This is a genomic window from Pseudomonas sp. GL-B-26 (assembly GCF_019947405.1).
GTDB lineage: Bacteria > Pseudomonadota > Gammaproteobacteria > Pseudomonadales > Pseudomonadaceae > Aquipseudomonas.
The window spans coordinates 78,473-102,100 of the sequence record NZ_JAGYGJ010000022.1 but is presented as its reverse complement, the minus strand read 5'-3'; the positions used below and the strand labels follow the sequence as shown (position 1 = coordinate 102,100).

At 60.2% G+C, this 23,628-nt stretch carries 19 protein-coding genes and 1 riboswitch; of the genes, 14 read left to right on the top strand and 5 right to left on the bottom strand.

The features are described from left to right. Nucleotides 1-83: 83 nt before the first annotated feature. Complete coding sequence (locus tag KGB23_RS16270; RefSeq protein ID WP_008027887.1) at nt 84-416, bottom strand: DMT family transporter; 333 nt, start codon at nt 414-416, stop codon at nt 84-86. Nucleotides 417-519: 103 nt separating this feature from the next. On the opposite strand from KGB23_RS16270, the gene KGB23_RS16265 reads away from it, so the two are divergent. Together KGB23_RS16265 and waaA are read left to right on the top strand one after the other, a co-directional pair. Continuing rightward, nucleotides 520-1,422 carry a LysR family transcriptional regulator gene (locus tag KGB23_RS16265; RefSeq protein ID WP_008146219.1) on the top strand — a complete coding sequence of 301 codons (903 nt, stop codon included), beginning with the start codon at nt 520-522 and terminating at the stop codon, nt 1,420-1,422. 11 nt (nt 1,423-1,433) lie between these two features. Further along, nucleotides 1,434-2,711, top strand: coding sequence for a lipid IV(A) 3-deoxy-D-manno-octulosonic acid transferase (gene waaA, locus KGB23_RS16260; protein ID WP_223431804.1), 1,278 nt, complete (start codon nt 1,434-1,436; stop codon nt 2,709-2,711). An 88-nt stretch (nt 2,712-2,799) separates the two neighbouring features. Here waaA and KGB23_RS16255 read toward each other — a convergent pair whose 3' ends face one another. Next, the gene (locus KGB23_RS16255) at nt 2,800-4,239 is read right to left on the bottom strand and encodes a TolC family outer membrane protein (RefSeq protein WP_223431803.1); all 1,440 of its coding nucleotides are present in this window, start codon (nt 4,237-4,239) and stop codon (nt 2,800-2,802) included. Between the two features lie 191 nt (nt 4,240-4,430). Continuing rightward, nucleotides 4,431-4,536: riboswitch (TPP riboswitch) on the top strand. A 165-nt stretch (nt 4,537-4,701) separates the two neighbouring features. Between KGB23_RS16255 and thiC the strand changes: the two genes are divergently transcribed. After that, a complete protein-coding gene (thiC, locus tag KGB23_RS16250; RefSeq protein WP_150656657.1) occupies nt 4,702-6,591 on the top strand; it encodes a phosphomethylpyrimidine synthase ThiC in 1,890 nt (629 codons plus the stop codon). Between the two features lie 151 nt (nt 6,592-6,742). After that, a complete protein-coding gene (cytX, locus tag KGB23_RS16245; RefSeq protein WP_223431802.1) occupies nt 6,743-8,035 on the top strand; it encodes a putative hydroxymethylpyrimidine transporter CytX in 1,293 nt (430 codons plus the stop codon). Here the strand turns inward: cytX and KGB23_RS16240 are convergent. Beyond that, nucleotides 8,004-8,750: an RsiV family protein gene (locus KGB23_RS16240; RefSeq protein ID WP_095127425.1), complete on the bottom strand. Its 747-nt coding sequence runs from the start codon at nt 8,748-8,750 to the stop codon at nt 8,004-8,006. The two genes, cytX and KGB23_RS16240, sit on opposite strands and share 32 nt — an antisense overlap. A gap of 229 nt (nt 8,751-8,979) precedes the next feature. Between KGB23_RS16240 and KGB23_RS16235 the strand changes: the two genes are divergently transcribed. The 9 genes from KGB23_RS16235 to KGB23_RS16195 all read left to right on the top strand — a co-directional run bounded on the left by KGB23_RS16235 (nt 8,980) and on the right by KGB23_RS16195 (nt 18,417). Next, entirely contained in the window at nt 8,980-9,597 is a 618-nt protein-coding gene (locus tag KGB23_RS16235; RefSeq protein ID WP_223431801.1) for an NUDIX domain-containing protein, read from the top strand. Next, a complete protein-coding gene (locus tag KGB23_RS16230) occupies nt 9,588-10,040 on the top strand; it encodes a DUF1249 domain-containing protein (protein ID WP_008153350.1) in 453 nt (150 codons plus the stop codon). Before KGB23_RS16235 ends, KGB23_RS16230 begins: the two co-directional genes overlap by 10 nt. A 98-nt stretch (nt 10,041-10,138) precedes the next feature. Then, a complete protein-coding gene (gene cpdA / locus KGB23_RS16225) occupies nt 10,139-10,954 on the top strand; it encodes a 3',5'-cyclic-AMP phosphodiesterase (protein ID WP_223431800.1) in 816 nt (271 codons plus the stop codon). Between the two features lie 220 nt (nt 10,955-11,174). Next, nucleotides 11,175-11,783, top strand: a complete 609-nt coding sequence (locus KGB23_RS16220) for a YqiA/YcfP family alpha/beta fold hydrolase (RefSeq protein WP_223431799.1) — start codon at nt 11,175-11,177, stop codon at nt 11,781-11,783. Between the two features lie 54 nt (nt 11,784-11,837). Beyond that, entirely contained in the window at nt 11,838-13,742 is a 1,905-nt protein-coding gene (gene parE / locus KGB23_RS16215) for a DNA topoisomerase IV subunit B (RefSeq protein ID WP_150656652.1), read from the top strand. Then, entirely contained in the window at nt 13,742-14,731 is a 990-nt protein-coding gene (locus tag KGB23_RS16210) for an esterase-like activity of phytase family protein (RefSeq protein WP_223431798.1), read from the top strand. The genes parE and KGB23_RS16210 overlap by 1 nt, the downstream gene beginning before the upstream one ends. Continuing rightward, nucleotides 14,728-15,252: a TIGR02281 family clan AA aspartic protease gene (locus KGB23_RS16205; protein ID WP_095127420.1), complete on the top strand. Its 525-nt coding sequence runs from the start codon at nt 14,728-14,730 to the stop codon at nt 15,250-15,252. The genes KGB23_RS16210 and KGB23_RS16205 overlap by 4 nt, the downstream gene beginning before the upstream one ends. Before the next feature lie 7 nt (nt 15,253-15,259). After that, nucleotides 15,260-17,527: a DNA topoisomerase IV subunit A gene (gene parC, locus KGB23_RS16200; RefSeq protein WP_046056739.1), complete on the top strand. Its 2,268-nt coding sequence runs from the start codon at nt 15,260-15,262 to the stop codon at nt 17,525-17,527. 176 nt (nt 17,528-17,703) lie between these two features. After that, on the top strand, nt 17,704-18,417 hold the full coding sequence (locus KGB23_RS16195) for a membrane integrity-associated transporter subunit PqiC (protein ID WP_223431797.1): 714 nt from the start codon (nt 17,704-17,706) through the stop codon (nt 18,415-18,417). Nucleotides 18,418-18,697: 280 nt separating this feature from the next. Here KGB23_RS16195 and KGB23_RS16190 read toward each other — a convergent pair whose 3' ends face one another. Further along, nucleotides 18,698-20,230: an AhpA/YtjB family protein gene (locus tag KGB23_RS16190; RefSeq protein WP_223431796.1), complete on the bottom strand. Its 1,533-nt coding sequence runs from the start codon at nt 20,228-20,230 to the stop codon at nt 18,698-18,700. Between the two features lie 135 nt (nt 20,231-20,365). On the opposite strand from KGB23_RS16190, the gene serB reads away from it, so the two are divergent. Continuing rightward, nucleotides 20,366-21,580, top strand: coding sequence for a phosphoserine phosphatase SerB (serB, locus tag KGB23_RS16185; protein WP_223431795.1), 1,215 nt, complete (start codon nt 20,366-20,368; stop codon nt 21,578-21,580). A 131-nt stretch (nt 21,581-21,711) separates the two neighbouring features. Here serB and KGB23_RS16180 read toward each other — a convergent pair whose 3' ends face one another. Next, on the bottom strand, nt 21,712-23,490 hold the full coding sequence (locus KGB23_RS16180; protein WP_223431794.1) for a molecular chaperone: 1,779 nt from the start codon (nt 23,488-23,490) through the stop codon (nt 21,712-21,714). Nucleotides 23,491-23,628: the final 138 nt, after the last annotated feature.

Genomic DNA, 23,628 nt, shown 5'->3' with positions numbered 1-23,628 from the left:
GCGGTGTGCCAGTCGACACAAATGTTGACTGACACACCGCTTTCGCGAGCAAGCCCGCTCCCACAATGAATCGTGTTTCGGCTTTAGTGGCCGGCGGTTTTGGAGAAGAGCTGGATCACTACGACGCCGAGCACAATCAACGCCATCCCCAGCATCGCCGGCACATCCAGCTTCTGCCCGTAGATAAACAGCGCCGCGACGCTGACCATCACGATCCCCATGCCGGCCCACACCGCGTAAGCCACGCCCACCGGAACGCTGCGCACCACCAGCGTCAGCATCCAGAAGGCGATGCCGTAGCCGACAATAACCAGAATCAGCGGCAGCGGGGTGCTGAAGCCTTTGACCGCTTTCATCGAAACAGTGGCGATCACTTCGGCGCAGATGGCAATGGCCAGGTAGTAGTAAGCGGTCATAGGTGCATCCTCGTGTGAAGTGTTGCTTTCTGAGGTCGGCATTTTAGAGATTCTCCAGATGCGGTAAAGTCATTACCTATCTGTTCTGAAGATGGGTTGAACCATGAACACGCAATGGAATCTGGAGCAGCTGCGGCTGTTTGTCAGCGTAGCGGAGCAGCGTTCGTTTTCTGCGGTGGCGCGGGATCAGCGCAAGGCGCAGTCGGCGGTCAGCAGTTCGATTGCGCTGCTGGAAGAGGACTTGGGTGTCAGCCTGTTCGACCGCAGTAGCGGCCGCCAGCCGAAACTCACCGAGGCCGGTAACGCATTGCTGGATGAGGCGCGGGAAGTGCTGCGCCAATGCGAACGCCTGAACGGTCGGGCGCTGGCCATGATGCGCGGCCAGGAGGCGCGTTTGCGTGTAGCCCAGGATGAGGCGATGCCCTATCAGCCGATCATCGAAAGCTTCGAAGCCCTGGCTCAACAATTTCCCAGCCTTGAAGTGCAATTGACCAGTGCCGCCCAGGGCGATGTGGCGCGCAAACTGGTGGAGCGTCGGGCCGATCTGGGGTTGCTGTTTTATCACGATCAGATTCCCGAAGCGCTCGAGCGGCGGGTGTTGGGCAGCGTCGAAATGGTCACGGTGTGCGGCGTCGGCCACCCACTGGCGAAACAGGCTCAGGTCGACTGTCAGCAACTGGCGCAGCATCGTCAGTTGCTGATGTCCACACAGTCGAGTGTCTATCCCGGCAGCGAACCCGCCAGCCCGCAAGTCTGGCGGGCCGACAGTTTTTACGTGATGGCTGAATGGCTGGTGCGCGGACTCGGTTGGGCCTGGCTGCCGCGCCACGTGGTGCAGTACCCGGCCTATCAGGACCTGATGGTCGAACTGGTCAGCGAATGGACCCCGCCAGCGCTGGTGGTGGAGCTGGTCTGGCGCCGCGATGAACCTCTGGGGCCGGCAGCTCGTTGGTTGGCCGAACGTTTTGCTGTGCACTTGCAGACGATTGGTGAAAAAAGCCGATAAACTCCGCCGCCATGAATAGAACTCTCTACACCGCGCTGTTTTACCTGGGGCTGCCACTGGTAGCGATTCGGCTTTGGCTGCGGGCGCGCAAGGCGCCGGCGTATGCCAAACGCATTGGCGAACGTTTCTCCCTCGGGTTACCGGCGATGAAAACGGGCGGCATCTGGGTGCACGCGGTGTCAGTGGGAGAAAGCATTGCCGCGGCGCCGATGATTCGCGCCTTGCTGCAACGTTATCCACAGTTGCCCATTACCGTGACTTGCATGACCCCGACCGGTTCGGAGCGCATCCACGCACTGTTCGCCAATGAGCCGCGCATCCAGCACTGCTATTTGCCTTACGACTTGCCTTGCGCAGCGAAGCGATTCCTTGATCGGGTCCAGCCAAAACTGGCGGTGATCATGGAAACCGAGCTCTGGCCGAACCATATCCATCAGTGCGCCAGGCGCGGGATTCCCGTGGCCCTGGCCAATGCGCGACTGTCCGAGCGTTCGGCCAAGGGCTATGGCCGCTTCGGTAAGCTGACTCAGCCGATGCTCGCTGAGATGAGCCTGTTCGCGGTGCAGACCGAGGCCGAGGCGCAGCGCTTCCGCGATTTGGGGGCACGTTCGCAAACCGTGGAAGTGACCGGTTCGATCAAGTTTGACCTGACCATCGACCCGGCACTGCTTCAGCGTGCCGCCGAGTTACGCGCGCAATGGCAGGCGCAGGAGCGCCCGGTGTGGATTGCGGCCAGTACGCATGAAGGCGAAGACGAAGTGGTGCTGGCGGCTCATCGTCAGTTGCTGGCCAATCATCCCGATGCGTTGCTGATTCTGGTGCCGCGCCATCCAGAGCGTTTCAACCCGGTGTTCGAGTTGTGTCGGCAGCAGGGTTTCGCCACGGTCCGTCGTTCCGCTGGCGAACCCGTCACCGCCGGTACGTCGGTGCTGCTGGGCGACACCATGGGTGAGCTGCTGTTTCTGTATGCCTTGGCTGACAGCGCTTTTGTCGGCGGCAGTCTGGTGCCGAACGGCGGGCATAACCTGCTGGAACCGGCGGCTCTGGCGAAACCGGTATTGAGCGGGCCGCACCTGTTCAATTTCCTCGAAATCGCCGCGCAACTGCGCAACGCCGGGGCGTTGCAGGAAGTGGAGGATGCCGAAGGTCTGGCGCTGGCGGTGCAGCGGCTGTTCGAGTTGCCGCGCGATGCGCAGCGGATGGCGGAGGCAGGGTTGAAAGTGATGCGCACCAATCAGGGCGCGTTGCAGCGGTTGCTGGATGGGTTGGGGCGGTTGATCGAGCGTTAGACCGAGTCGCTTGACATAAAAAGATCGCAGCCTCTTTTCACTCGACAGCTCCTACCCGAGTGAAACGAGGCTGCGATCTTTTGCTTTTTTATTGCGTCGGATTTGCCTTCAACTGCGCCGCCGCAGCCTTCGCCAGATCCGGCGGCAGGAAGTCTTTATCCGGGTTGTAGTCGGCCTTGAGGTAACGCGCGAGGTCCTGCAAATCCCCCGGGTTCAAGGTGCCCGCGGCCTGCTTCAAGCGCAGGTTGTCGAGGATGTAGTCATAACGCGTGTTGTTGTAGTCGCGCACCGAGGTGTACAGCTGACGCTGCGCATCCAGTACGTCGACGATGTTTCGCGTTCCCACCTGATAACCGATTTCGGTCGCTTCCACGGCGCTCTGGTTGGAGATGATCGACTGCTTGCGTGCCTGCACCTGTTCAACGTCAGTGTTCACTGCGCGATGCAGATTGCGGGTGCTTTCCACCACTTGCCGGCGCAGGGCTTCCCGTTGCTGTTCGGACTGATCCAGTTGCGCATACGATTGACGCACCTGGGAGTTGATCAGGCCGCCGCTGTAGATCGGGATGTTCAGCTGCAGGCCCACGGTGGTCTGGTCGACGTTACCCTTGTAAGGCGCGCCGAAGGCATTCGGGTTGCTGAAACCCAGGGCGTCGTTATCGCCTTTTTCATACTTCGCCACTGCATCCAGGGTCGGCGCATGGCCGGCCTTGCGCTGCTTGAGGGTTTCTTCAGCGGCGCTGACGGCGTAGTTGCTGGCCAACAAGTTGAGGTTCTGCTTGGCCGCCGTATCGACCCAGGCTTTGGCGTCGTTCGGTGATGGCGGCAGGATCGGCAGAGTGTGGGCAATGCCCCAGATCGAGTTGTACTGACGGTTGGTCAGGGTGATCAGGGCTTCGAACGCGTCATCCACCTGACGCTGTGCGAGGATCCGGTTGGCTCGTGCGGTGTCGTAGCTGGCTTGCGATTGCAGCACGTCGGTCTTGTCCGACAGGCCGACATCAAAGCGCTCGTTGGATTGATCGAGCTGGCGTTTGAATGCGGCTTCTTCGGCCTTGGTCGAGGCCAGGTTGTCCTGGGTGCGCAATACGTTGAAGTAGCTTTCGGCTGTCTGCAGGATCAGGTTTTGCTGGGTCGCCGAGAGTTGCAGCGCAGCCTGTTCATTAACGTCCTTGGCGGCCTGAAACTGGAACCAGCGATCGGCTCGAAACAGCGGTTGCGCAAGAGTTGCCTGATACGAATGAGCATTGCGGCTGAAGGTGGACGAAGGCTGATCGATCGAGGTGCGCACGTTGGCCACTTCGGCACCGCCGGAGAGGTTCGGCAGCAGCCCGGCGCGGGCCTGGGGTACGACTTCTTTCTGAGCGCCATATTGAGCGATGGCTGCAGCAAGGTCGGCGTTGTTGTCCACCGCTTCCTGATAGACGCTGACCAGATCGTTCTTGGTCGATAAGGGCGCTTCTGCTGCCCAGGCCATTCCATTGGACGCACAAGACACGGCAAGGGCCAGTGAGAGTTTGCGCAGCATGAGGCCATCCCTAAAAAATTACGCTGATAATTTGAGCGCCAAGGCTACGGCGCGGCTCATACAGCGTCAAGGTGCGGTATGGGTTGCGAGTGTAGTTGTGCGCAACGACCGCAACAATCCTGTAATTACGCCATTCATCATGGTGTTTACCGCGGTGTTGGCGTTCTTTGCCAGTTGTGTCTAGACTGGCCGGGTTCTTGTCGGGGTGCCTTGCTATGAGGCTGAGATCGAATAATTTCGGATCCCGTTGAACCTGATCAGGTTAGCGCCTGCGTAGGGAACAAGATTTCTCGTCACCCGGCGAGTCCTCTTGTGCTTCGTCCGGGATGTTGTTCGACAATCGAACACCCCTCGAGCACTGAGCACAGCACTGCTGGTTTCCCCAGCGCCCGTGCGTCCATTCGTTTACAGGTTCGCTCCGACAAAAATCCACTGCCTGGATGTGTGTCTGGAGAGCCCGTGATGACGATAAAACTAAAAAACACTACGAACCTGAGTGATTCGGCCCAAGTCGATCAGCAATCGGTTCAGCCGTTTACCCGCTCGCAAAAAATCTATGTTCAGGGCTCTCGCCCGGACATCCTCGTGCCGATGCGCGAAATCAGCCTTGATGTGACGCCGACCGACTTTGGCGGCGAGGTCAACGCGCCTGTCGTTGTGTACGACACCTCGGGCCCTTACACCGACCCCAACGTCATCATCGACGTGCGCAAAGGCCTGGCCGATGTGCGTTCGCCGTGGATCGAGTCCCGTGGCGACACCGAGCGTCTGCCGGGTCTGAGTTCCAACTTCGGCCAGGAACGCCTCGCCGATGCCGAGCTGACCAAGCTGCGTTTCGCCCACGTGAACAACCCGCGCCGGGCCAAGGCCGGTGCCAACGTCAGCCAGATGCACTACGCTCGCAAAGGCATCATCACCGCCGAGATGGAATACGTCGCCATCCGCGAAAACATGAAACTTGAAGTGGCGCGCGCCGCTGGCCTGCTGGACCAGCAACACGCCGGTCACAGCTTCGGTGCCAGCGTGCCGAAAATCATCACCCCTGAATTCGTCCGTGACGAGATCGCCCGCGGTCGCGCGATCATTCCAGCCAACATCAACCACACCGAACTGGAACCGATGATCATCGGCCGTAACTTCCTGGTGAAGATCAACGGCAACATCGGCAACAGTGCTTTGGGTTCGTCCATCGAAGAAGAAGTGGCGAAACTGACCTGGGGCATTCGCTGGGGTTCGGACACGGTCATGGACCTGTCCACCGGCAAGCACATTCACGAAACCCGTGAGTGGATCATCCGTAACTCGCCGGTGCCGATCGGTACAGTGCCGATTTATCAGGCCCTGGAAAAAGTCGGCGGCGCCGCCGAAGACCTGACCTGGGAGCTGTTCCGCGACACGCTGATCGAGCAGGCCGAGCAGGGCGTCGACTACTTCACCATCCACGCCGGCGTGTTGCTGCGCTACGTGCCGCTGACCGCCAAACGCGTCACTGGCATCGTTTCCCGTGGTGGTTCGATCATGGCCAAGTGGTGCCTGGCGCACCACAAAGAGAACTTCCTCTACACCCATTTCGAAGACATCTGCGAAATCATGAAGGCCTACGACGTCAGCTTCTCGCTGGGCGACGGCCTGCGTCCGGGCTCGATTGCCGACGCCAACGACGCTGCACAATTCGGTGAGCTGGAAACCCTCGGTGAGCTGACCAAGATCGCGTGGAAGCACGACGTGCAGTGCATGATCGAAGGCCCGGGCCACGTGCCGATGCAGTTGATCAAAGAGAACATGGACAAGCAGCTGGAATGCTGCGACGAGGCGCCGTTCTACACCCTCGGCCCGCTGACCACTGACATCGCGCCAGGCTACGACCACATCACCTCGGGTATCGGTGCGGCGATGATCGGCTGGTTCGGTTGCGCCATGCTCTGCTACGTGACGCCGAAGGAGCACTTGGGTCTGCCGAACAAGGATGACGTGAAGACCGGGATCATCACCTACAAGATCGCCGCGCATGCCGCCGATCTGGCAAAAGGGCATCCGGGCGCGCAGATCCGCGACAATGCCTTGAGCAAGGCGCGTTTCGAGTTCCGTTGGGAAGACCAGTTCAACCTGGGCCTTGATCCGGACACTGCTCGTTCGTATCACGATGAGACCCTGCCGAAGGATTCGGCCAAGGTCGCGCACTTCTGCTCCATGTGCGGGCCGAAATTCTGTTCGATGAAGATCACCCAGGAAGTCCGCGAATACGCGGCCAACCAGCGCATCGAAACCGTCGACGCCGAAGTCGCCCAGGGATTGGCGGACCAGGCCGAGCGGTTCAAACAGGAAGGCAGTCAGCTGTACAAGAAGGTTTGATCTGACCTGAAAAGGTGGGGCCTGAAAGGGCCCCATCGCCAGCAGGCTGGCTCCCACACTGGATTTGTGGTGTTCACAAGTCCCCTGTGGGAGCCAGCCTGCTGGCGATAGCGATCTACACAACAAAAAATGTCCCTCTGAGATAACACCCTTGAGCATTCAACCCAGCACTTACTCCCCGGATTCTGCGGTTCCGATCGACAAACGTGTCTTCGGCGGCCGCGATCTGTTTTCCCTGTGGTTCTCCCTCGGCATCGGCCTGATGGTCCTGCAGACCGGCGCACTGCTCGCGCCAGGTCTGGGCCTGTCCGGCTCGTTGCTGGCAATCTTCCTCGGCACCCTGGTCGGCGTTTTGCTGCTGGCCGCCGTCGGCGTGATCGGCAGCGACACCGGCCTGTCATCGATGGCCGCACTCAAACTCAGCCTCGGTGCAAAAGGCGCTAGCCTGCCTGCCGTATTGAACCTGCTGCAATTGATCGGCTGGGGCTCGTTCGAAATCATCGTCATGCGCGACGCCGCCAGCCTGCTCGGCGCGCGGGCGTTCAGCGAAGGCAGTCTGCTGTCCAATCCGCTGCTCTGGACCGTGTTCTTTGGTGGTTTGGCTACTTTGCTGGCCGTCAGTGGTCCGCTGACATTCGTCCGTCAGATCCTGCGCAAGTGGGGCATCTGGTTGCTGCTGGCCGCGTGCATCTGGTTGACCTGGAACCTGTTCGCCAAAGCCGATCTGGCGGCGTTGTGGGCGCAGGCCGGTGATGGTTCGATGCCGTTCGCCGTGGGCTTCGACATTGCCATCGCCATGCCGCTTTCGTGGTTGCCGCTGATTGCCGACTACTCGCGTTTCGGCAAGCGTGCGAAAAATGTGTTTGGCGGCACGGCGCTGGGTTTCTTTATCGGTAACTTCTGGCTGATGAGCCTCGGCGTGGCCTACACCCTGGCGTTCGCGCCGAGCGGTGAAGTGAATGCCTTGCTGTTGGCGTTGGCCGGTGCAGGTCTGGGGATTCCGCTGCTGCTGATCCTGTTGGACGAGTCGGAAAATGCCTTCGCCGACATTCACTCGGCGGCCGTTTCCAGCGGAATTCTGTTGCGCTTGAAAGTCGAGCACCTGGCCTTGGCCATCGGCGTGATCTGCACACTGATCGCGTGCCTGGCGCCATTGGCCCAGTACCAGAACTTCCTGCTGTTGATCGGTTCGGTGTTTGCGCCGCTGTTCGGCGTGGTGCTGGTGGATCACTTCATCCTGCGCAAACGCGGTGCTCGCATGGCGTCAGCCGCATTGCGCTGGCCGGCGTTGCTCGCCTGGTTGGGCGGAGTGAGCACCTATCATTTGCTGGCTAATCTGTATCCGGACATCGGCGCAACCCTGCCGTCACTGATTCTGGCAGGGCTGCTGCAACTCGTGCTGGGTCGGGCCTTCAGTTACGGCCAGGAAACAGCTCGGGCTTGATAATGCCGTTCAGGCGAGGGTAAGGGATCTTCAGTTCGACGTGACCCAGCGCGTAAGGTGCGATGGTGCTCACTTCGTACTTGAGGATCACCCCGCCGTACGTCAGCGCCACGTTCTGGGTTTTCTGGAACGGCCACTGCTTCACGAACTCCGGTTCCTGATCGAGCTTGGTGCTGATCAGCCAGCTGTTGTGCGCCACCTGCGCAGCTTTCCAGAACGCCTCTTCCTGCCCCGGCACCAACATGTCCGACAGCGTCAGCACTTTGTGTTGCTGGCGCGAATAGTTGATGAAGCTGCGGCCTGGCGTGCCATGGGCGCCGCCGGTGTCCAGGTAGCTGGAAAATTCAACGATCACCAAGCCGTCATGCTGCTCACGTACCTTGGCTTGCAGATAGCTGCTGTAGCGCGGGCCGGCACTGCTCAAAAACTGCTCGCGATACGCTGCCAGCGTCGGCGCCACCGGGGCGTCGGGCGAGGTGCGGGTCATTTGCAGCAGGCGTTTTTCGATGATGCCGTCCAACTGCGGTTCGGCGGGGAAGCGCAGCGTATCGATGTTCACCAGCGGGCAGTCAGGTGTTGTGCAACCCGGTTTCAGCTGTTCGGAAGCGTCGCGGGTAGTTTCCAGCGGCGTCCGGTAGTTGGGTTGGAACAAACTCTGGCAGGCGCCCAGGGTCAGGGCGATTACAGCCACGGAGGCGATTTTAAAAAGCGACATGGGCGTCCTTCATAAAACAGGGAAAGGCGAAAAGTTATCCGCTTCGACTCTCAACGAAGCAGTCAGTTCGCCACTAAGCTAATTAGAGTTGGTTTCGCCCTCACCGTCTATCCCGCTGACTGTAAAGGGGCTGCATCAAAGGTCACGGGCGCGTTAGGATGGCGCGAAGTCGAGGTTGCAAGTAACAAAAAGGAGCCTCGGATCGGATTTGCAGTAAACGAGGATTGTCATGACTGATTTTGCCAACGCCATTCCGACCGCCGTTGATATCGTTCGGCGCGAAAAGTGCTACGAGGGCTTCTACAAGCTCGAGCGTGTGCACTTGCGTCACGAATTGTTTGCCGGTGGCATGAGTCGCGAGATCAATCGTGAAGTGTTCGTTCGCCACGATGCAGTGTGCGTGCTGCCGTACGATCCTCAACGTGACGAAGTGGTGTTGATCGAGCAGTTTCGCGTCGGCGCCATGGGCAAGACTGATAATCCTTGGTTGATCGAACTGGTCGCCGGTCTGATCGACAAGGATGAAGTACCGGAAGAAGTTGCTCACCGCGAAGCGCAGGAGGAAGCTGGGCTTGTGTTCGGGGCGCTCTGGCCGATGACCAAATACTTTCCATCGCCGGGCGGCAGCAATGAATTTGTGCACTTGTACCTGGGGCGTTGCGACAGCACCGGCGTCGGCGGCCTGCATGGGCTGGAGGAAGAAGCAGAAGATATCCGCGTCACGGTCTGGGCGTTCGAAGATGCCCTGCAGGCCGTACGCGACGGACGAATTGCCAACGCGGCCAGCATCATTGCCTTGCAATGGCTAGCTTTGAACCGCGCTGAAGTGAGGGGGTTATGGTCGTAAACAAACTGCGCGATCGCTATCGGGTTGACCTTGTGGGGCTGCAAGCCTCCTGCGAGGCCAACTACGCGCGCCTGATGCGACTGTTGCCGGACATGCGCAACGAGCCGGAGGCACGGCGCATTGCCGTGACCCACGGCGACCAGATGCTCGGCGTGCTGGCCCTCGAAGTGCTGCAAGTCTGTCCGTATACCACAACCCTGCAAGTGCGCCAGGAACACAGCCTGCCGTGGCTGCCGGTGCCGCAACTGGAAGTCCAGGTCTATCACGACGCGTGCATGGCCGAAGTCGTCAGCGCCGAACATGCGCGACGCTTTCGCGGCATCTATCCTTACCCGAATGCCTCAATGCATCAGCCGGACGAAAAGGCCCAGCTGAATATGTTTCTGGGCGAATGGCTGAGCCATTGCCTGGCCTGCGGACACGAGTACGCCGTCGTGCGATAGATGTGAACTGCGTCAGCTTCACAAGTTTCCCCTTTTGATCATCCCCCAGCATAATCGCGGTACTCATCCATCCCGTGATTCAGCCCTGGGAGAACGCCTTGCCGAGCGTATCCACATTGACCACCGCCGATTCGGCGTTGCTGGTGCAACTTTCCGACAGTCATCTGTTTGCCGAAACGGACGGGACGTTGTTGGGCATGAATACCCGTGACAGCCTGCAAAAAGTCATCGAACTGGTGCGGCTTCAGCAGCCGCAGATCGACCTGATTATTGCCAGTGGCGATCTTTCTCAGGACGGGACGCTGGAGTCCTATCAGCAGTTTCGCGACCTGACGCGGCAGCTCGATGCGCCGGCGCGCTGGATTCCCGGTAACCACGATGAGCCGCGGATCATGGCGGAGGCCGCTGTGCAGAGCACGTTGCTGGAGCCAGTGGTGGATGTCGGTAACTGGCGTGTCACGTTGCTCGATTCGGCCGTACCGGGTTCGGTGCCGGGGTATTTGCAGGATGAGCAGCTACAGTTGCTGGCCCGTTCGTTGAGTGAGGCGCCGGAGCGCCATCATCTGGTGTGCTTCCATCATCATCCGGTGTCGATCGGCTGTGCGTGGATGGAGCCGATTGGATTGCGCAACCCAGACGCGTTGTTTGCCGTGCTGGATCGGTTTCCGCAGGTGCGCGCGGTTTTATGGGGGCATGTGCATCAAGAGATCGACCAGGTTCGCAAGGGTGTGCGGCTGATTGCCTCGCCTTCGACGTGTATTCAGTTCGAACCGGGCAGTGATGATTTCAAGGTCAGTGACCAGGCGCCGGGGTATCGCTGGTTGCGGCTGTTGCCTGATGGCCAGCTCGAAACCGGCGTGGAACGCGTTACCGGCTTCGACTTTGAGGTCGACTACGGCTCCAACGGCTATTGATTTTTTTGTCATTCAACAGGACCGAGTCGCGGCTTTCGCGAGCAAGCCCGCTCCCACACTGGATCTCGGGTGTTCACAGAGTGTGTACACCGCAGGTCAAATGTGGGAGCGGGCTTGCTCGCGAAGGCGTCGGCACAGACACCCTCATTTCTGCGGATATCCCCGATTCCCCCGACACCCTGTAAACTGCGCCTCTTTACCCGACGCACAGGGAGCTCAAATGTCTGGTTCGATCCTTTATATCCACGGTTTCAACAGCGCGCCTTCATCTAAAAAGGCCACGCAGTTGGTACAAGTGATGGAACGTCTGGGCTTGAGCGATCAGTTGCGCGTCCCGGCCTTGCATCACCATCCGCGTGAGGCCATCGGTCAGCTGAACAAGGCGATTGAGGACCTTGGGCGGCCACTGCTGGTCGGCAGCTCACTCGGCGGCTACTATGCGACTCACCTGGCCGAGCACCATGGCCTCAAGGCCCTGTTGATCAATCCTGCCGTCAGTCCGCACCGGATGTTCGACGGGTATCTGGGGACGCAGAAAAACCTGTATACCGATGAGGCCTGGGAATTGACCCACGACCACGTGACGGCCCTGGCCGAGCTGGAAGTGCCGGCGCCCCAGGACCCGCAGCGGTATCAGGTGTGGTTGCAGACCGGCGATGAAACGCTGGACTACCGCCTTGCCCAGCAGTACTACCGGGCCTGTGCCTTGCGCATCCAGGCCGGCGGCGACCATAGTTTTCAGGGTTTTGCCGAACAATTGCCGGCAATGCTGAGTTTTGCCGGCATCGGCGCAGATTTGTATCAGGCGATCGATTTCACAGCACTGTGAGCCATCGCCTCTATTTCACAGAACACTCTTTTTACAGGCGGACGACGAGACCCCATGGCCACTCCCAGCGCTAGCTCTTATAACGCAGACGCCATCGAAGTCCTCTCGGGCCTCGACCCGGTGCGCAAACGCCCCGGCATGTACACCGACACCAGTCGGCCGAACCACCTCGCCCAGGAAGTCATCGACAACAGCGTCGACGAAGCCTTGGCCGGGCACGCGACCTCGGTGCAGGTCATCCTGCACGCCGATCACTCCCTGGAAGTCAGCGATGACGGCCGTGGCATGCCAGTGGACATCCACGCCGAAGAAGGCGTGTCGGGCGTCGAGCTGATCCTCACCAAGCTCCACGCGGGCGGCAAGTTTTCCAACAAGAACTACCAGTTCTCCGGCGGTCTGCACGGGGTGGGTATTTCCGTGGTCAACGCCTTGTCGAACGAAGTCCGGGTGCGCGTCAAGCGTGACGGCAACGAATACCAGATGACCTTCGCCGACGGTTACAAGAAAACCGAGCTGGAAATCATTGGTACCGTCGGCAAGCGCAACACGGGTACCAGCGTGTTCTTCGCGCCGGACCCGAAATACTTCGATTCGCCGAAATTCTCCATCAGCCGCCTCAAGCACGTACTCAAGGCCAAGGCCGTTCTGTGCCCGGGGCTGCTGGTCAGTTTTGAAGACAAGGCCACCGGCGAGAAAGTCGAATGGCATTACGAAGACGGCCTGCGCTCCTACCTGGTGGACGCTGTCAACGGATTCGAGCGTCTGCCAGACGAGCCGTTCTGCGGCAGCCTGGCCGGTAACAAAGAAGCGGTCGATTGGGCGCTGCTGTGGTTGCCGGAAGGTGGCGACAGCGTTCAGGAAAGCTACGTCAACCTGATCCCGACGGCGCAGGGCGGTACCCACGTCAACGGTCTGCGTCAGGGCTTGCTCGATGCGATGCGCGAATTCTGCGAATTCCGCAGCCTGCTGCCTCGTGGCGTGAAGCTGGCGCCGGAAGACGTCTGGGAACGCATCGCTTTCGTGCTGTCGATGAAGATGCAAGAGCCGCAATTCTCCGGCCAGACCAAAGAGCGCCTGTCGTCCCGTGAAGCAGCCGCGTTCGTTTCCGGTGTGGTCAAGGACGCCTTCAGCCTGTGGCTCAACGCCAACCCGGAAACCGGCATGTTGCTGGCGGAACTGGCGATCAACAATGCCGGCCGTCGTCTGAAGGCCAGCAAGAAGGTCGAGCGCAAGCGCATCACGGCGGGGCCGGCACTGCCGGGCAAACTCGCCGACTGCGCCGGGCAGGACCCGATGCGTTCCGAGCTGTTCCTGGTGGAAGGTGATTCCGCCGGCGGTTCGGCCAAGCAAGCGAGGGATAAAGAATTTCAAGCGATCCTGCCGTTGCGCGGCAAGATTCTGAACACTTGGGAAGTCGATGGCAGCGAAGTGCTGGCCAGCCAGGAAGTGCACAACATCGCCGTGGCCATCGGTGTCGATCCGGGCTCGGCGGACATCGCCCAGCTGCGTTACGGCAAGATCTGCATCCTCGCCGACGCCGACTCTGACGGTCTGCACATCGCCACCTTGCTGTGCGCGTTGTTCGTCCAGCATTTCCGCCCGTTGGTGGATGCCGGTCACGTCTACGTCGCGATGCCGCCGCTGTACCGTATCGACCTGGGCAAAGAGATTTACTACGCCCTGGACGAAGCCGAACGCGATGGCATTCTCGATCGCCTGGTGGCCGAGAAGAAACGCGGCAAGCCGCAGGTCACACGATTCAAAGGTCTGGGTGAAATGAACCCGCCGCAGCTGCGCGAAACCACCATGGACCCGAACACTCGGCGTCTGGTGCAGCTGACGCTGGAGGATTTTGAAGCGACCTCGGAAATGATGGACATGCTGCTGGCGAAGAAACGCGCCGGTGACCGCAAATCCTGGCTGGAATCCAAAGGCAACCTGGCCGAGGTTCTTGGCTGATGCGGGTTGGCTTTGCCCTGGCGTGTGCGTTACTTCTGACCTCGATTTCGGTGTTTGCCGAACCGGTGCCGGAACTGCGCCTGTTGTCCGAGCATCCCGTTGACGGTATGCACGGTGGCAACCTGTCCGGGCTGGCCCAGTGTGGCAAGGATATGTGGACGGTGTCCGATCGCGACGACGATCAGATTTACCGGCTCGATACCCACGAAAGGGTATGGCACGCCGAAACCGTGGGCATCGGCGTGCCGCCGGTGCCAGACAGCGGTTTGCCCTGGGGCTTGCGTTCGCGGACCTGGGTGGCGTCGTTTTTCCGTGGTGGGGATCTGGATTTTGAAGGCATCACCTGCGACAGCGCCGGTAATCGCTACATCGTGAGCGAATCCCATGCTGCGATTCTGCAAGTGCCACCCGTTGGGCCATCGTCCTGGCTGAAGATCTCGCCGATGCTGATTCGCGAAGCCCGGGCCAGCGGCATGCTGTTGCACTTCAATGCGTTGTTTGAAGGCTTGGCGATCAATCCGGCGGGCGATCAATTGTGGCTCGCCGCCGAGCGTCAAAGCCGTGGCTTGTTGCTGATCAAGCGCAAGCAAACGGTATGGGATTGCGATGGTGGCTGTGTGTTGCTGAGCGAGGCCGGGAAAGAAATGCAGCCGGCGCAGTTTCCCCGAGCCAAAGCAGTGTCCCGAGACTTTGCCGACCTGTCGCTGTTCAACGGCAAGCTGTTTACCCTTGAGCGCAACGCTTACCAGATCTGCCGCCGTGATTCGGTGACAGCCAAGGTCGAGCGCTGCTGGTCGTTTGCCGATGAAGCCTTGCAGGCGCATCGCCGCTATAAAAATCCTTACGGCCTGACCGAAGCGTTGATTATTGACGCCGAGGGCGCGTGGATTGGCACCGACAACAACAACGATGCCCGCGCCGATGGCGAGGAACGTCCGATTGTCTGGCGCTTTGCCGCGCCTGAAGGTGGCTGGAGTGCCAAGCCATGAGTCAGCAGCCGCCGGGAAAACGCGCCGGTCGGGTATTTATGGTGCTGGCCTGGTGCGCGGCGCTGTTTCTGGCGACGCGGTTTTTCGGCCAGTGGGAAGCGCGTCAGCAGAATCCCAACACCGTCATCAGCTCTGAGCAGGGCGAAGGGTTTATCGAAGTGAAACTGGCCAGCAACACACAGGGTCACTTCGTTGCCAGCGGCCAGATCAACGGTCAGCCGGTGGATTTCATGCTCGATACCGGGGCGACCGACGTGTCGATCCCGGCGGAAATGGCCGAACGGCTGAAACTGGAAAAAGGCTTTGGGGTGACCCTGAGCACGGCCAACGGTCGCACCCAGGGTTACCGAACCCGCATCGACCGGCTGCAACTGGGCGACATTGTGCTGCGTGATGTGCGCGCCCTCGTCGTGCCAGGCCTGGATGGCAAGCAAGTGCTGCTCGGTATGAGCGCGCTGAACAAACTTGAATTTACCCAGCGCGGTGGCACCATGCTGCTGCGCCAGACAACGAACCGATGAGGCCCGCATGAGCGACTCCCTTGATCTCAGCCTGGACGGTGTAGAACGCCGGTCACTGGCTGACTTCACCGAAAATGCCTACCTCAACTACTCCATGTACGTGATCATGGACCGTGCCTTGCCGCATATCGGCGACGGCCTGAAACCGGTACAGCGGCGCATCATCTACGCGATGAGCGAGTTGGGGCTGGACGCCGATTCCAAGCACAAGAAGTCGGCGCGTACCGTCGGTGACGTGCTCGGCAAGTTCCACCCGCACGGCGACTCGGCCTGCTACGAAGCCATGGTCCTGATGGCCCAGCCGTTCAGCTACCGCTACACGCTGGTCGACGGCCAGGGTAACTGGGGTGCGCCGGATGATCCCAAGTCCTTCGCCGCCATGCGTTACACCGAGGCGCGGCTGTCGCGCTATTCCGAAGTGCTGCTCAGCGAATTGGGCCAGGGCACCGCGGACTGGGGCCCGAACTTCGACGGCACCCTCGACGAGCCGCTGGTGTTGCCGGCACGTTTGCCGAACATCCTGCTCAACGGTACCACCGGCATCGCCGTGGGCATGGCCACCGACGTACCGCCGCACAACCTGCGCGAAGTCGCCACGGCGTGCGTGCGTTTGCTCGATGAGCCCAAAGCCACGGTCGAACAGCTCTGCGAGCACATCCAGGGCCCGGATTACCCGACCGAAGCGGAAATCATCACGCCGCGCGCCGACCTGCTGAAAATGTACGAAACCGGCAAGGGCTCGGTGCGCATGCGCGCCGTGTACCACATCGAAGACGGCGACATCATCGTCACCGCGCTGCCGCATCAGGTGTCTGGCGCCAAGGTGCTGGAACAGATCGCGGCCATGATGCAGGCCAAACCGTCGAAAGCCCCGCAGATCGCAGACCTGCGAGACGAGTCCGACCACGAAAACCCGTGCCGGATCGTGATTATTCCGGGCGCACGCAAAAACTTTGACCACGACGCGCTGATGCAGCACCTGTTCGCCAGCACCGAGCTGGAGTCGAGCTACCGGGTCAACATCAACATCATCGGCCTCGACGGCAAGCCGCAGCTGAAAAACCTGCGCGCGCTGTTGGTCGAGTGGCTGGAATTTCGGGTCCAGACTGTGCGTCGTCGCCTGCAATTCCGCCTGGACAAGGTCGAGCGTCGCCTGCACCTGTTGGACGGCTTGTTGATCGCCTACCTCAACCTGGATGAAGTGATTCACATCATCCGCACCGAGGAGCACCCGAAAGCCGCGCTGATCGAGCGTTTCGCCCTGAGCGAAATCCAGGCCGACTACATTCTCGACACCCGTTTGCGTCAGTTGGCGCGACTGGAAGAAATGAAGCTGCGTGCCGAGCAGGATGAATTGCTCAAGGAACAAGCCAAGCTGCAAGCCCTGCTGAGTAGCGAAGCCAAGCTGAAAAAGCTGGTACGCACCGAGCTGATCAAAGACGCCGAAACTTACGGTGACGACCGTCGTTCGCCAATCGTCGAGCGCACCGAAGCCAAGGCCCTGACCGAGCACGATCTGCTGCCGAACGAGAAAGTAACCGTCGTTCTGTCGGAAAAAGGCTGGGTTCGTTCCGCCAAGGGTCACGAAATCGACGCCACCGGGCTTTCCTACAAGGCCGGGGATGGTTTCAAGGCCTTGGCGCCCGGCCGCTCCAACCAGTTTGCGGTGTTTATCGATTCCACCGGCCGCAGCTATTCGGTGGCCGCGCACACGCTGCCATCGGCCCGTGGCCAGGGCGAACCGCTGACCGGTCGTCTGACGCCGCCGCCGGGGGCGAGCTTCGAGTGCGTGCTGATGCCGGAAGACGATTCGCTGTACGTGATCGCCTCCGACGCCGGTTATGGTTTCGTGGTCAAGGGTGAAGACCTGCAAGCCAAGAACAAGGCCGGCAAGGCGCTGTTGAGTCTGCCGAACAACGCCAAGGTGATTCTGCCGCGGCCAGTGGCTGATCGTGAGCAAAACTGGCTGGCCTCGGTGACCACCGAAGGTCGCCTGCTGATCTTCAAAATCAGCGATCTGCCACAATTAGGTAAGGGCAAAGGCAACAAGATCATCGGGATTTCCGGTGAGCGTGTGGCCAGTCGCGAAGAATATGTCACGGACATCGCCGTTCTGCCGGATGGCGCCACATTGGTGCTGCAGGCCGGAAAACGTACCTTGTCACTGAAAGCAGACGATCTCGAACACTACAAAGGTGAGCGTGGACGTCGTGGTAACAAATTGCCACGTGGCTTTCAGAGGGTAGATGCGCTGCTCGTCGAAAACCTCAATTAAGCGTCCTAGAGCGCTCGATCTACGATTTAACGCGTAGATCGACGCTTTGGCGCTGGAGTCGGAACGCATATTCACGGATGATATGGCCTTTCAAGCGCCGGCGTGGCCGAGCGTTCTTCATATTTATTGAGTATTTTCACTGTGGTTAGCCTTGTGGCAACCACCTGGATGGGACGATGACTGCTCTGCGCCTTCCTTTTATTTTGATGCTCGCCGGCGTTCTTGGCCTGGCGGGTTGCAGCACTCACCAACCGGTGTCGCTGTATCAGCTGGACAGCGGAAGTCCGGCTCAGCCTGCGCAAAGCGCGGGCATGGCTGTATTGCTGGGTCCGGTAACTGTAGCTGATTACCTGCAACGCGAAACGTTGTTGCAGCGACAGCCGGATGGCAGCCTGCAAGCGTCGGCTGATGGTCGTTGGGCGGGTAGCCTGTCGTCGGATATCGATCAGTTGCTGCTGCGTCAGGTCGCCGGTCATCTCGACAGCCAGCGCGTGGTGCTGGCGCCAGCGACCGTGGGCTTCACGCCGGATGTGCAGGTTCTTCTGACGATTACTCGCCTGGACTCGGGTGAGGCGCAACCGGCGATCCTTGATGCGCAATGGCGTCTGATCGACCGTCGTGGCCAGGTTCGTGATAACCGCATCGTTCACCTGCAGGAACAGCATGCCGGTGGCACGGCGGCTCAGGTTCAGGCTCAGGGTGTATTGTTGCAGCGTCTGGCCGAGCAGCTTTCGGTGGCGCTCAAGCCGCTGGCCAATCAGCCACCGATTGCCGAAGCACCAAAAAAACCGGCTGCCAAGCCGGCGGCACCTGCGGCGGAAGCGGAAAAGCAGCCGAAGATCCCGATGGCGTCGCCGATCCGGACCGATATGGAAGTGTTCAGGTTCTAGGCCTGGATTGATCCAAGAACAAAGCCCACCATGTGCGGGCTTTGTTGTTTCTGTAGGAGCTGTCGAGCCTGCGAGGCTGCGTTCGAGCCGGGGTCGCGCTCGACCGAAGTCCTCGCAAATCCTGTTCGCGCGATTGCATGACCCCTGGCGCGGACTGATTTTACGACTGCTGCGCAGCCGAACGCAGCCTCGCAGGCTCGGCAGCTGCTACAAGAATCAGGTAGCAACAAAAAGCCCGCAGACGATTACTCGTCTGCGGGCTTTTTCATAACGGGGCTATTTACGCCCGACGTTCATGCATCCGCGCCAGTTGCCGCTCGAGCATCGACGGATAAGGCTCCATCAGCCGCTCTACGCAACAAGCGCCTTCCGGGCTTGCGATCGGTCGGATTCGTGCGCGCTGGCGGATCAGCGCGTCGTCACCGATCTTGCGCTCCACCAACAACAGGTTGCGGCTGTGTTGCGACAGGGCCAGCGCATCCTGAGCGGTTTCGGTCAACAGCAGATCAATCTGGCTCAGACCGAACAGCTCGTCACCCAAGGTCAGGCCCAGTTGCAATTGCAAGGTGATGCCGCTGTCAGCGACTTCGATCTGCAATTGATGGCCCAGAGCCCGCAACAACTCACCGCAACAGATGGCGTTGGTCAGGTAGTCGTCGCCGCTGTCTTCGGTGTGGAACAGCATCAGCGTGCTGCCATCGTTCAGGGTGTGCAGCTCGCTTTGGTAGAGCGAGGCGGCCTGATCGAGGCAGTCGCGATAGCGTTTGAGCAGTTCTTCCAGACGTGTGCGGGGCAGACGACGCAGTTGATCCTGAGCGCCCAGTTGCACGGCCAGTACCGCGCTGTGCTGCGGCACGTTCGATAGTTGCGGTTTGGCTACCAGTTTCGGCGCGGTCGACGCTGATTCATCACGCAAGTCGGCAAATGCATCGTCATCATCATCGTCTTCAACGGTGCTGACAATGCGCCGTGGCGCAGGTTTGAGACCGGCCACAGGCTTGGTTTCATCGAAACTCGGGTCACGCAAATTGCGCACTTCGAAGGTTGGCTCGTTATCGTCCGCGTCTTCGTAGTCGCTTTCGTCGTACTCAGGCTCGGGAGCGGGTTCCGGCTCGGCGGGCTCTGGCGCGAAGTCGGCGTGCAGCTGGCGAGCCAGGTCGCCGATCTCATCCTGACGCTCGGTGGCCGGGGTGTATTCGTCGATATGGCGCAGCCATACCCGCAATTGCAGCAACGGCGTGGAGATGTGCCGACCCAGGCGCAGGCTCAAGGCCAGGGACAGCGCCAGTAGTATCGCGCTCAAAATGCCCATGCTTTGCAGGCTGATGGTCATCGGCTGCTGGAACTGATCCATGTCCAGGCTGATGCGCAGTTGCCCGGCGGTCACGTCCTGGAAAGTGATCTTGCTCTGGTACATGCCTTCGGCTTCGCCCAGCAGGCTATGCTTGGGGCGCTGACCGGCTTCGGCGAGGATGCGGTTATCCACGCTGTAGATGGCGGCGTGAGCCACCAGCTTGTTTTTGGTCAGGTTGTTGAGCAGCACGTTGAGGCTGAGGATGTCGTTGGACACCAACAGCTCCGTGGCGGACGTGGCAGTCTGGGTGGTCAGGCTTTCACCCAGCGCATCCGCCTGCTCGTGCATGGCCTGCTTGAACTGCAAACCCATCACACAGGCATAGATCACCAGGGCCAGAGCGACCAGGATCACGTTATGGCTGGCGATGCGCAATGCAATCGGTACACGGCGGTGGCGCAGTGCACGGAAGATCAGCAGAAAGAAGTTATCGGTTTTTACTGGCGTGGGCCGGTTCACTTGAGCTCGGCTCTTTTGTCCGTGAAGTTGACGCGCAGTATAGCGACAGGCCCTAGACCGTCAAAGCGCTCACGGTGCCCGATGGTCACTGAATGTGGGTAGAATGCGGTTTTTTTCCACCTGCGGGGGTGCGCCTTGCGCGAAATCGTCCTGATAAACATCACGGGAGTCGACCGTCCGGGTCTGACTGCGGCCATTACCGGCGTTCTGGCCCAGGGTGGTGTGAACATTCTCGACATTGGTCAGGCGGTGATCCACGACACCTTGTCATTCGGCATCCTGGTTGAAATTCCTGACACCGAGCAAGGCAAGTCGGTGCTCAAGGACATCCTGTTCACGGCTTACAAGCTCGATCAGCAGGTGCGTTTCACGCCGGTGTCCGAAGAGGATTACCAGCAGTGGGTCGGCAATCAGGGCAAGACACGCCACATCGTGACCCTGCTGACCCGCAAAGTGACCGCCGGGCAATTGCAGGCCGTGAGTTCGATCACCGCCAAATATGGCTTGAACATCGACCACATCGATCGTCTGTCCGGGCGCATGCCGCTGGACACCCCGGCCGATCAGGGCAAGGGCTGCATCGAGTTTTCCGTTCGTGGGGAAGCGGCTGATCCGCAAGCGCTGCGGGCGGAATTCCTCAGCGTCGCGCAAGAGCTGAACGTCGACATCGCCTTCCAGGAAGATTCGCTGTTCCGCCGCAACCGCCGTCTGGCGGTGTTCGACATGGACTCGACGCTGATCGAAGCCGAAGTGATCGACGAACTGGCCAAGGCTGCCGGTGTGGGCGATCAGGTGTCTGCGATCACCGAGCGGGCGATGGCCGGCGAATTGGACTTCCGCGCCAGCTTCAAGGAACGCCTGGCCTTGTTGAAAGGGCTGGACGTCAGCGTGCTGGATTCAATCGGTGCCTCCCTGCGCCTGACCGAAGGTGCCGAAACCCTGTTCGCCGAACTCAAGCGTCTGGGCTACAAAACCGCGATCCTGTCGGGCGGCTTTACCTACTTCGCCAAGCAATTGCAGGCCAAGTTGGGTATCGACTATGTGTTCGCCAACGAGCTGGAAGTGGTCGACGGCAAGGTTACCGGCGTGGCGGTCGAGCCAATTGTCGATGCACAGCGCAAGGCGGATTTGCTGAAGGAACTGGCGCACAAGGAAGGTTTGCGTCTGGAGCAGACCATTGCAGTCGGCGACGGCGCCAACGATTTGCCAATGCTGGCGATTGCCGGGTTGGGCGTGGCGTTCCGTGCCAAACCGCTGGTGAAACAGTCGGCGAAGCAGGCGATTTCCACCTTGGGGCTGGATGGCGTGCTGTATCTGCTGGGCTTCCGGGATCGCGACGGGCAACTCTGATTGTTTCAGGGCTGAAAGAACCTTGTGGCGAGGGAGCTTGCTCCCGTTGGGCTGCGAAGCGGCCCCAAAAAAGGACTGCTACGCAGTCCATACGGGAGCAAGCTCCCTCGCCACAGTTACCGGCATTACCCTCAAAGCGACTTCCACAACGAATCAAAATCCTCCTCAGCGCCGCTCTCCGCGGCGTTGTCGTTTCTGGTGGCCTCCAATGGGCGGTAGGCGAACTGATTGAAACTGTTGGTACTCGCCACCCGCCGATCCAGCCCGGCTCGGCGTTCCTGGCCGTTGGTGTTGATCAGCACTTTGCTGCCTTCCTGAAAGGGCAGGCGCGGGGCAAGCAGCGTGGCGGGCAGGTCGATGGCGCTGATCTCCGGTAGCAAAAGACCGCGAAGGTATTGGCTGTGGTCATCACGGGTGCGCACCAGTTGCAGGCCGCAAGGCTCGGCGCAGGGCGCAACCTGCTCGACGCCTATCTGCGTGCCGCCGCCGCGCACCTGGCGGATCCAGCGCACCACCGCGATGCTCCAGCCCTGACCGGCAGAATCCTCGATACCGACCATCTCACCCGCCTGTAACTCGGCCGGCACAGCAGCGCGCCAGGCCAGGCAGTAACCGCCGGGGCTGTGATTGACCACTGACAGGACATGGGTCGGGAAGTGCTGATTGCGGTCGGATGCTTCGTGGCTGTCGTCATTCTGAAGCTGCGGGTATTCGATCTCTTCGTAGGGCAATAGAGCATCTGCATTGCCTTGGGGAGCGGCGTCGAAGGCCTGGTGCCATTGGTCCTTTTCCCGGCCGGACGCCGACGTTACCGAAAATTGTGCAGGCCGGGCGCCGTGGTTTTTCAGGATGTCGCTGAATGAGCGTTGCCCACCCAGATAAAAGTGCAGCGCACTCATGCCTATGCACAGGGTCAACGTGCCTTGGCCGACGGTGCGCTGGAAACTGCGCTCGGCCGTCTGGCCCCAGGCGGCATGAAGGTGTTGCAACGTATCCAGGCTTAACCCTGCTGGCACGGGCAGCGGCGATGAACTGTCATTTTTTTGCAAATGAGCTTCAATCGCCGCGACCAACGGCTGCGGATCAATCCCCAACAAGCTCTCTTGCTGCTCGGCCCGGAACTTGGCGCGGTAACGCGGTCCGGTGTCGAGGTCTGACACGACGGCAAACAGCCCGGTGGCCGGTTTGTCGGGTTGCAGCTTGATCCATTGGCTCCAGGGCTCCAGCACCTCGGCAACCCGGGCAATCTGGTGCTGGCGCAGTTGGTTGCAGCGTGAGGCGCCCAGCAGCAAGGCGACCACGTAAGTCTGTTCGATGCTCAGGTTTTGTGTCTGGCTGGCCAGCTCATCGCGCAGGCTCGTGTGCTCGAGCCGGTGCGCGCAGGCGATCCGGTAGAGCTGATGCAGCTCCAGCCACAGGCCTTCCGGCACTGGGCAATAAAGTTTGGTAGCGCGAATCAACGGCCCGTTCAGGCAATGGATCGCCCGTTGCAGCGCCTGGGTCAGCAGCGGCGCACGGTCCTTGCTGAATGTCGGTGTGATGCGCACGACGATCTGTTTATAACCAATGGCCAAGTGACTTTGCAGCGCCTGGCAGAGGTTGGCGATCTTGCGGGAACGCTCGTCGAGGACAATCGACTGATGCAGGAAATGCTGCTCAAGGTGTTTGCAGACGTAATACACCTCGGGCCGCAGCAGTTCGAGCAATTGCAGGCGATTGTCGCTGGGCGTGAGCAGCTGGTTGAGTTCGCTCAAGCCTTGATACAGCTGACGAGCGGTTTCGCCGATGTTGGCTTTGGGGAGATTGGCGATCCAGCGCTTGAGATCACGCGGGGTGGCTTCACAGAACGACAGGCGCAACTGCGTCGGGATCGGGGCGCGTAGCAACAGGTGGGGGCTGGTCTCATTCATGCCGTGGAAAAACTCCAACCGGTAAATGGGCAGTGAATGACCTGACTGTAGCAGCTATGGATTTCTACCGTTTGTCTGTCAGTCGAATGCCCTCCGGGCGTACTACTAATCTGACAGTCGTGCGACTGGATACGCACA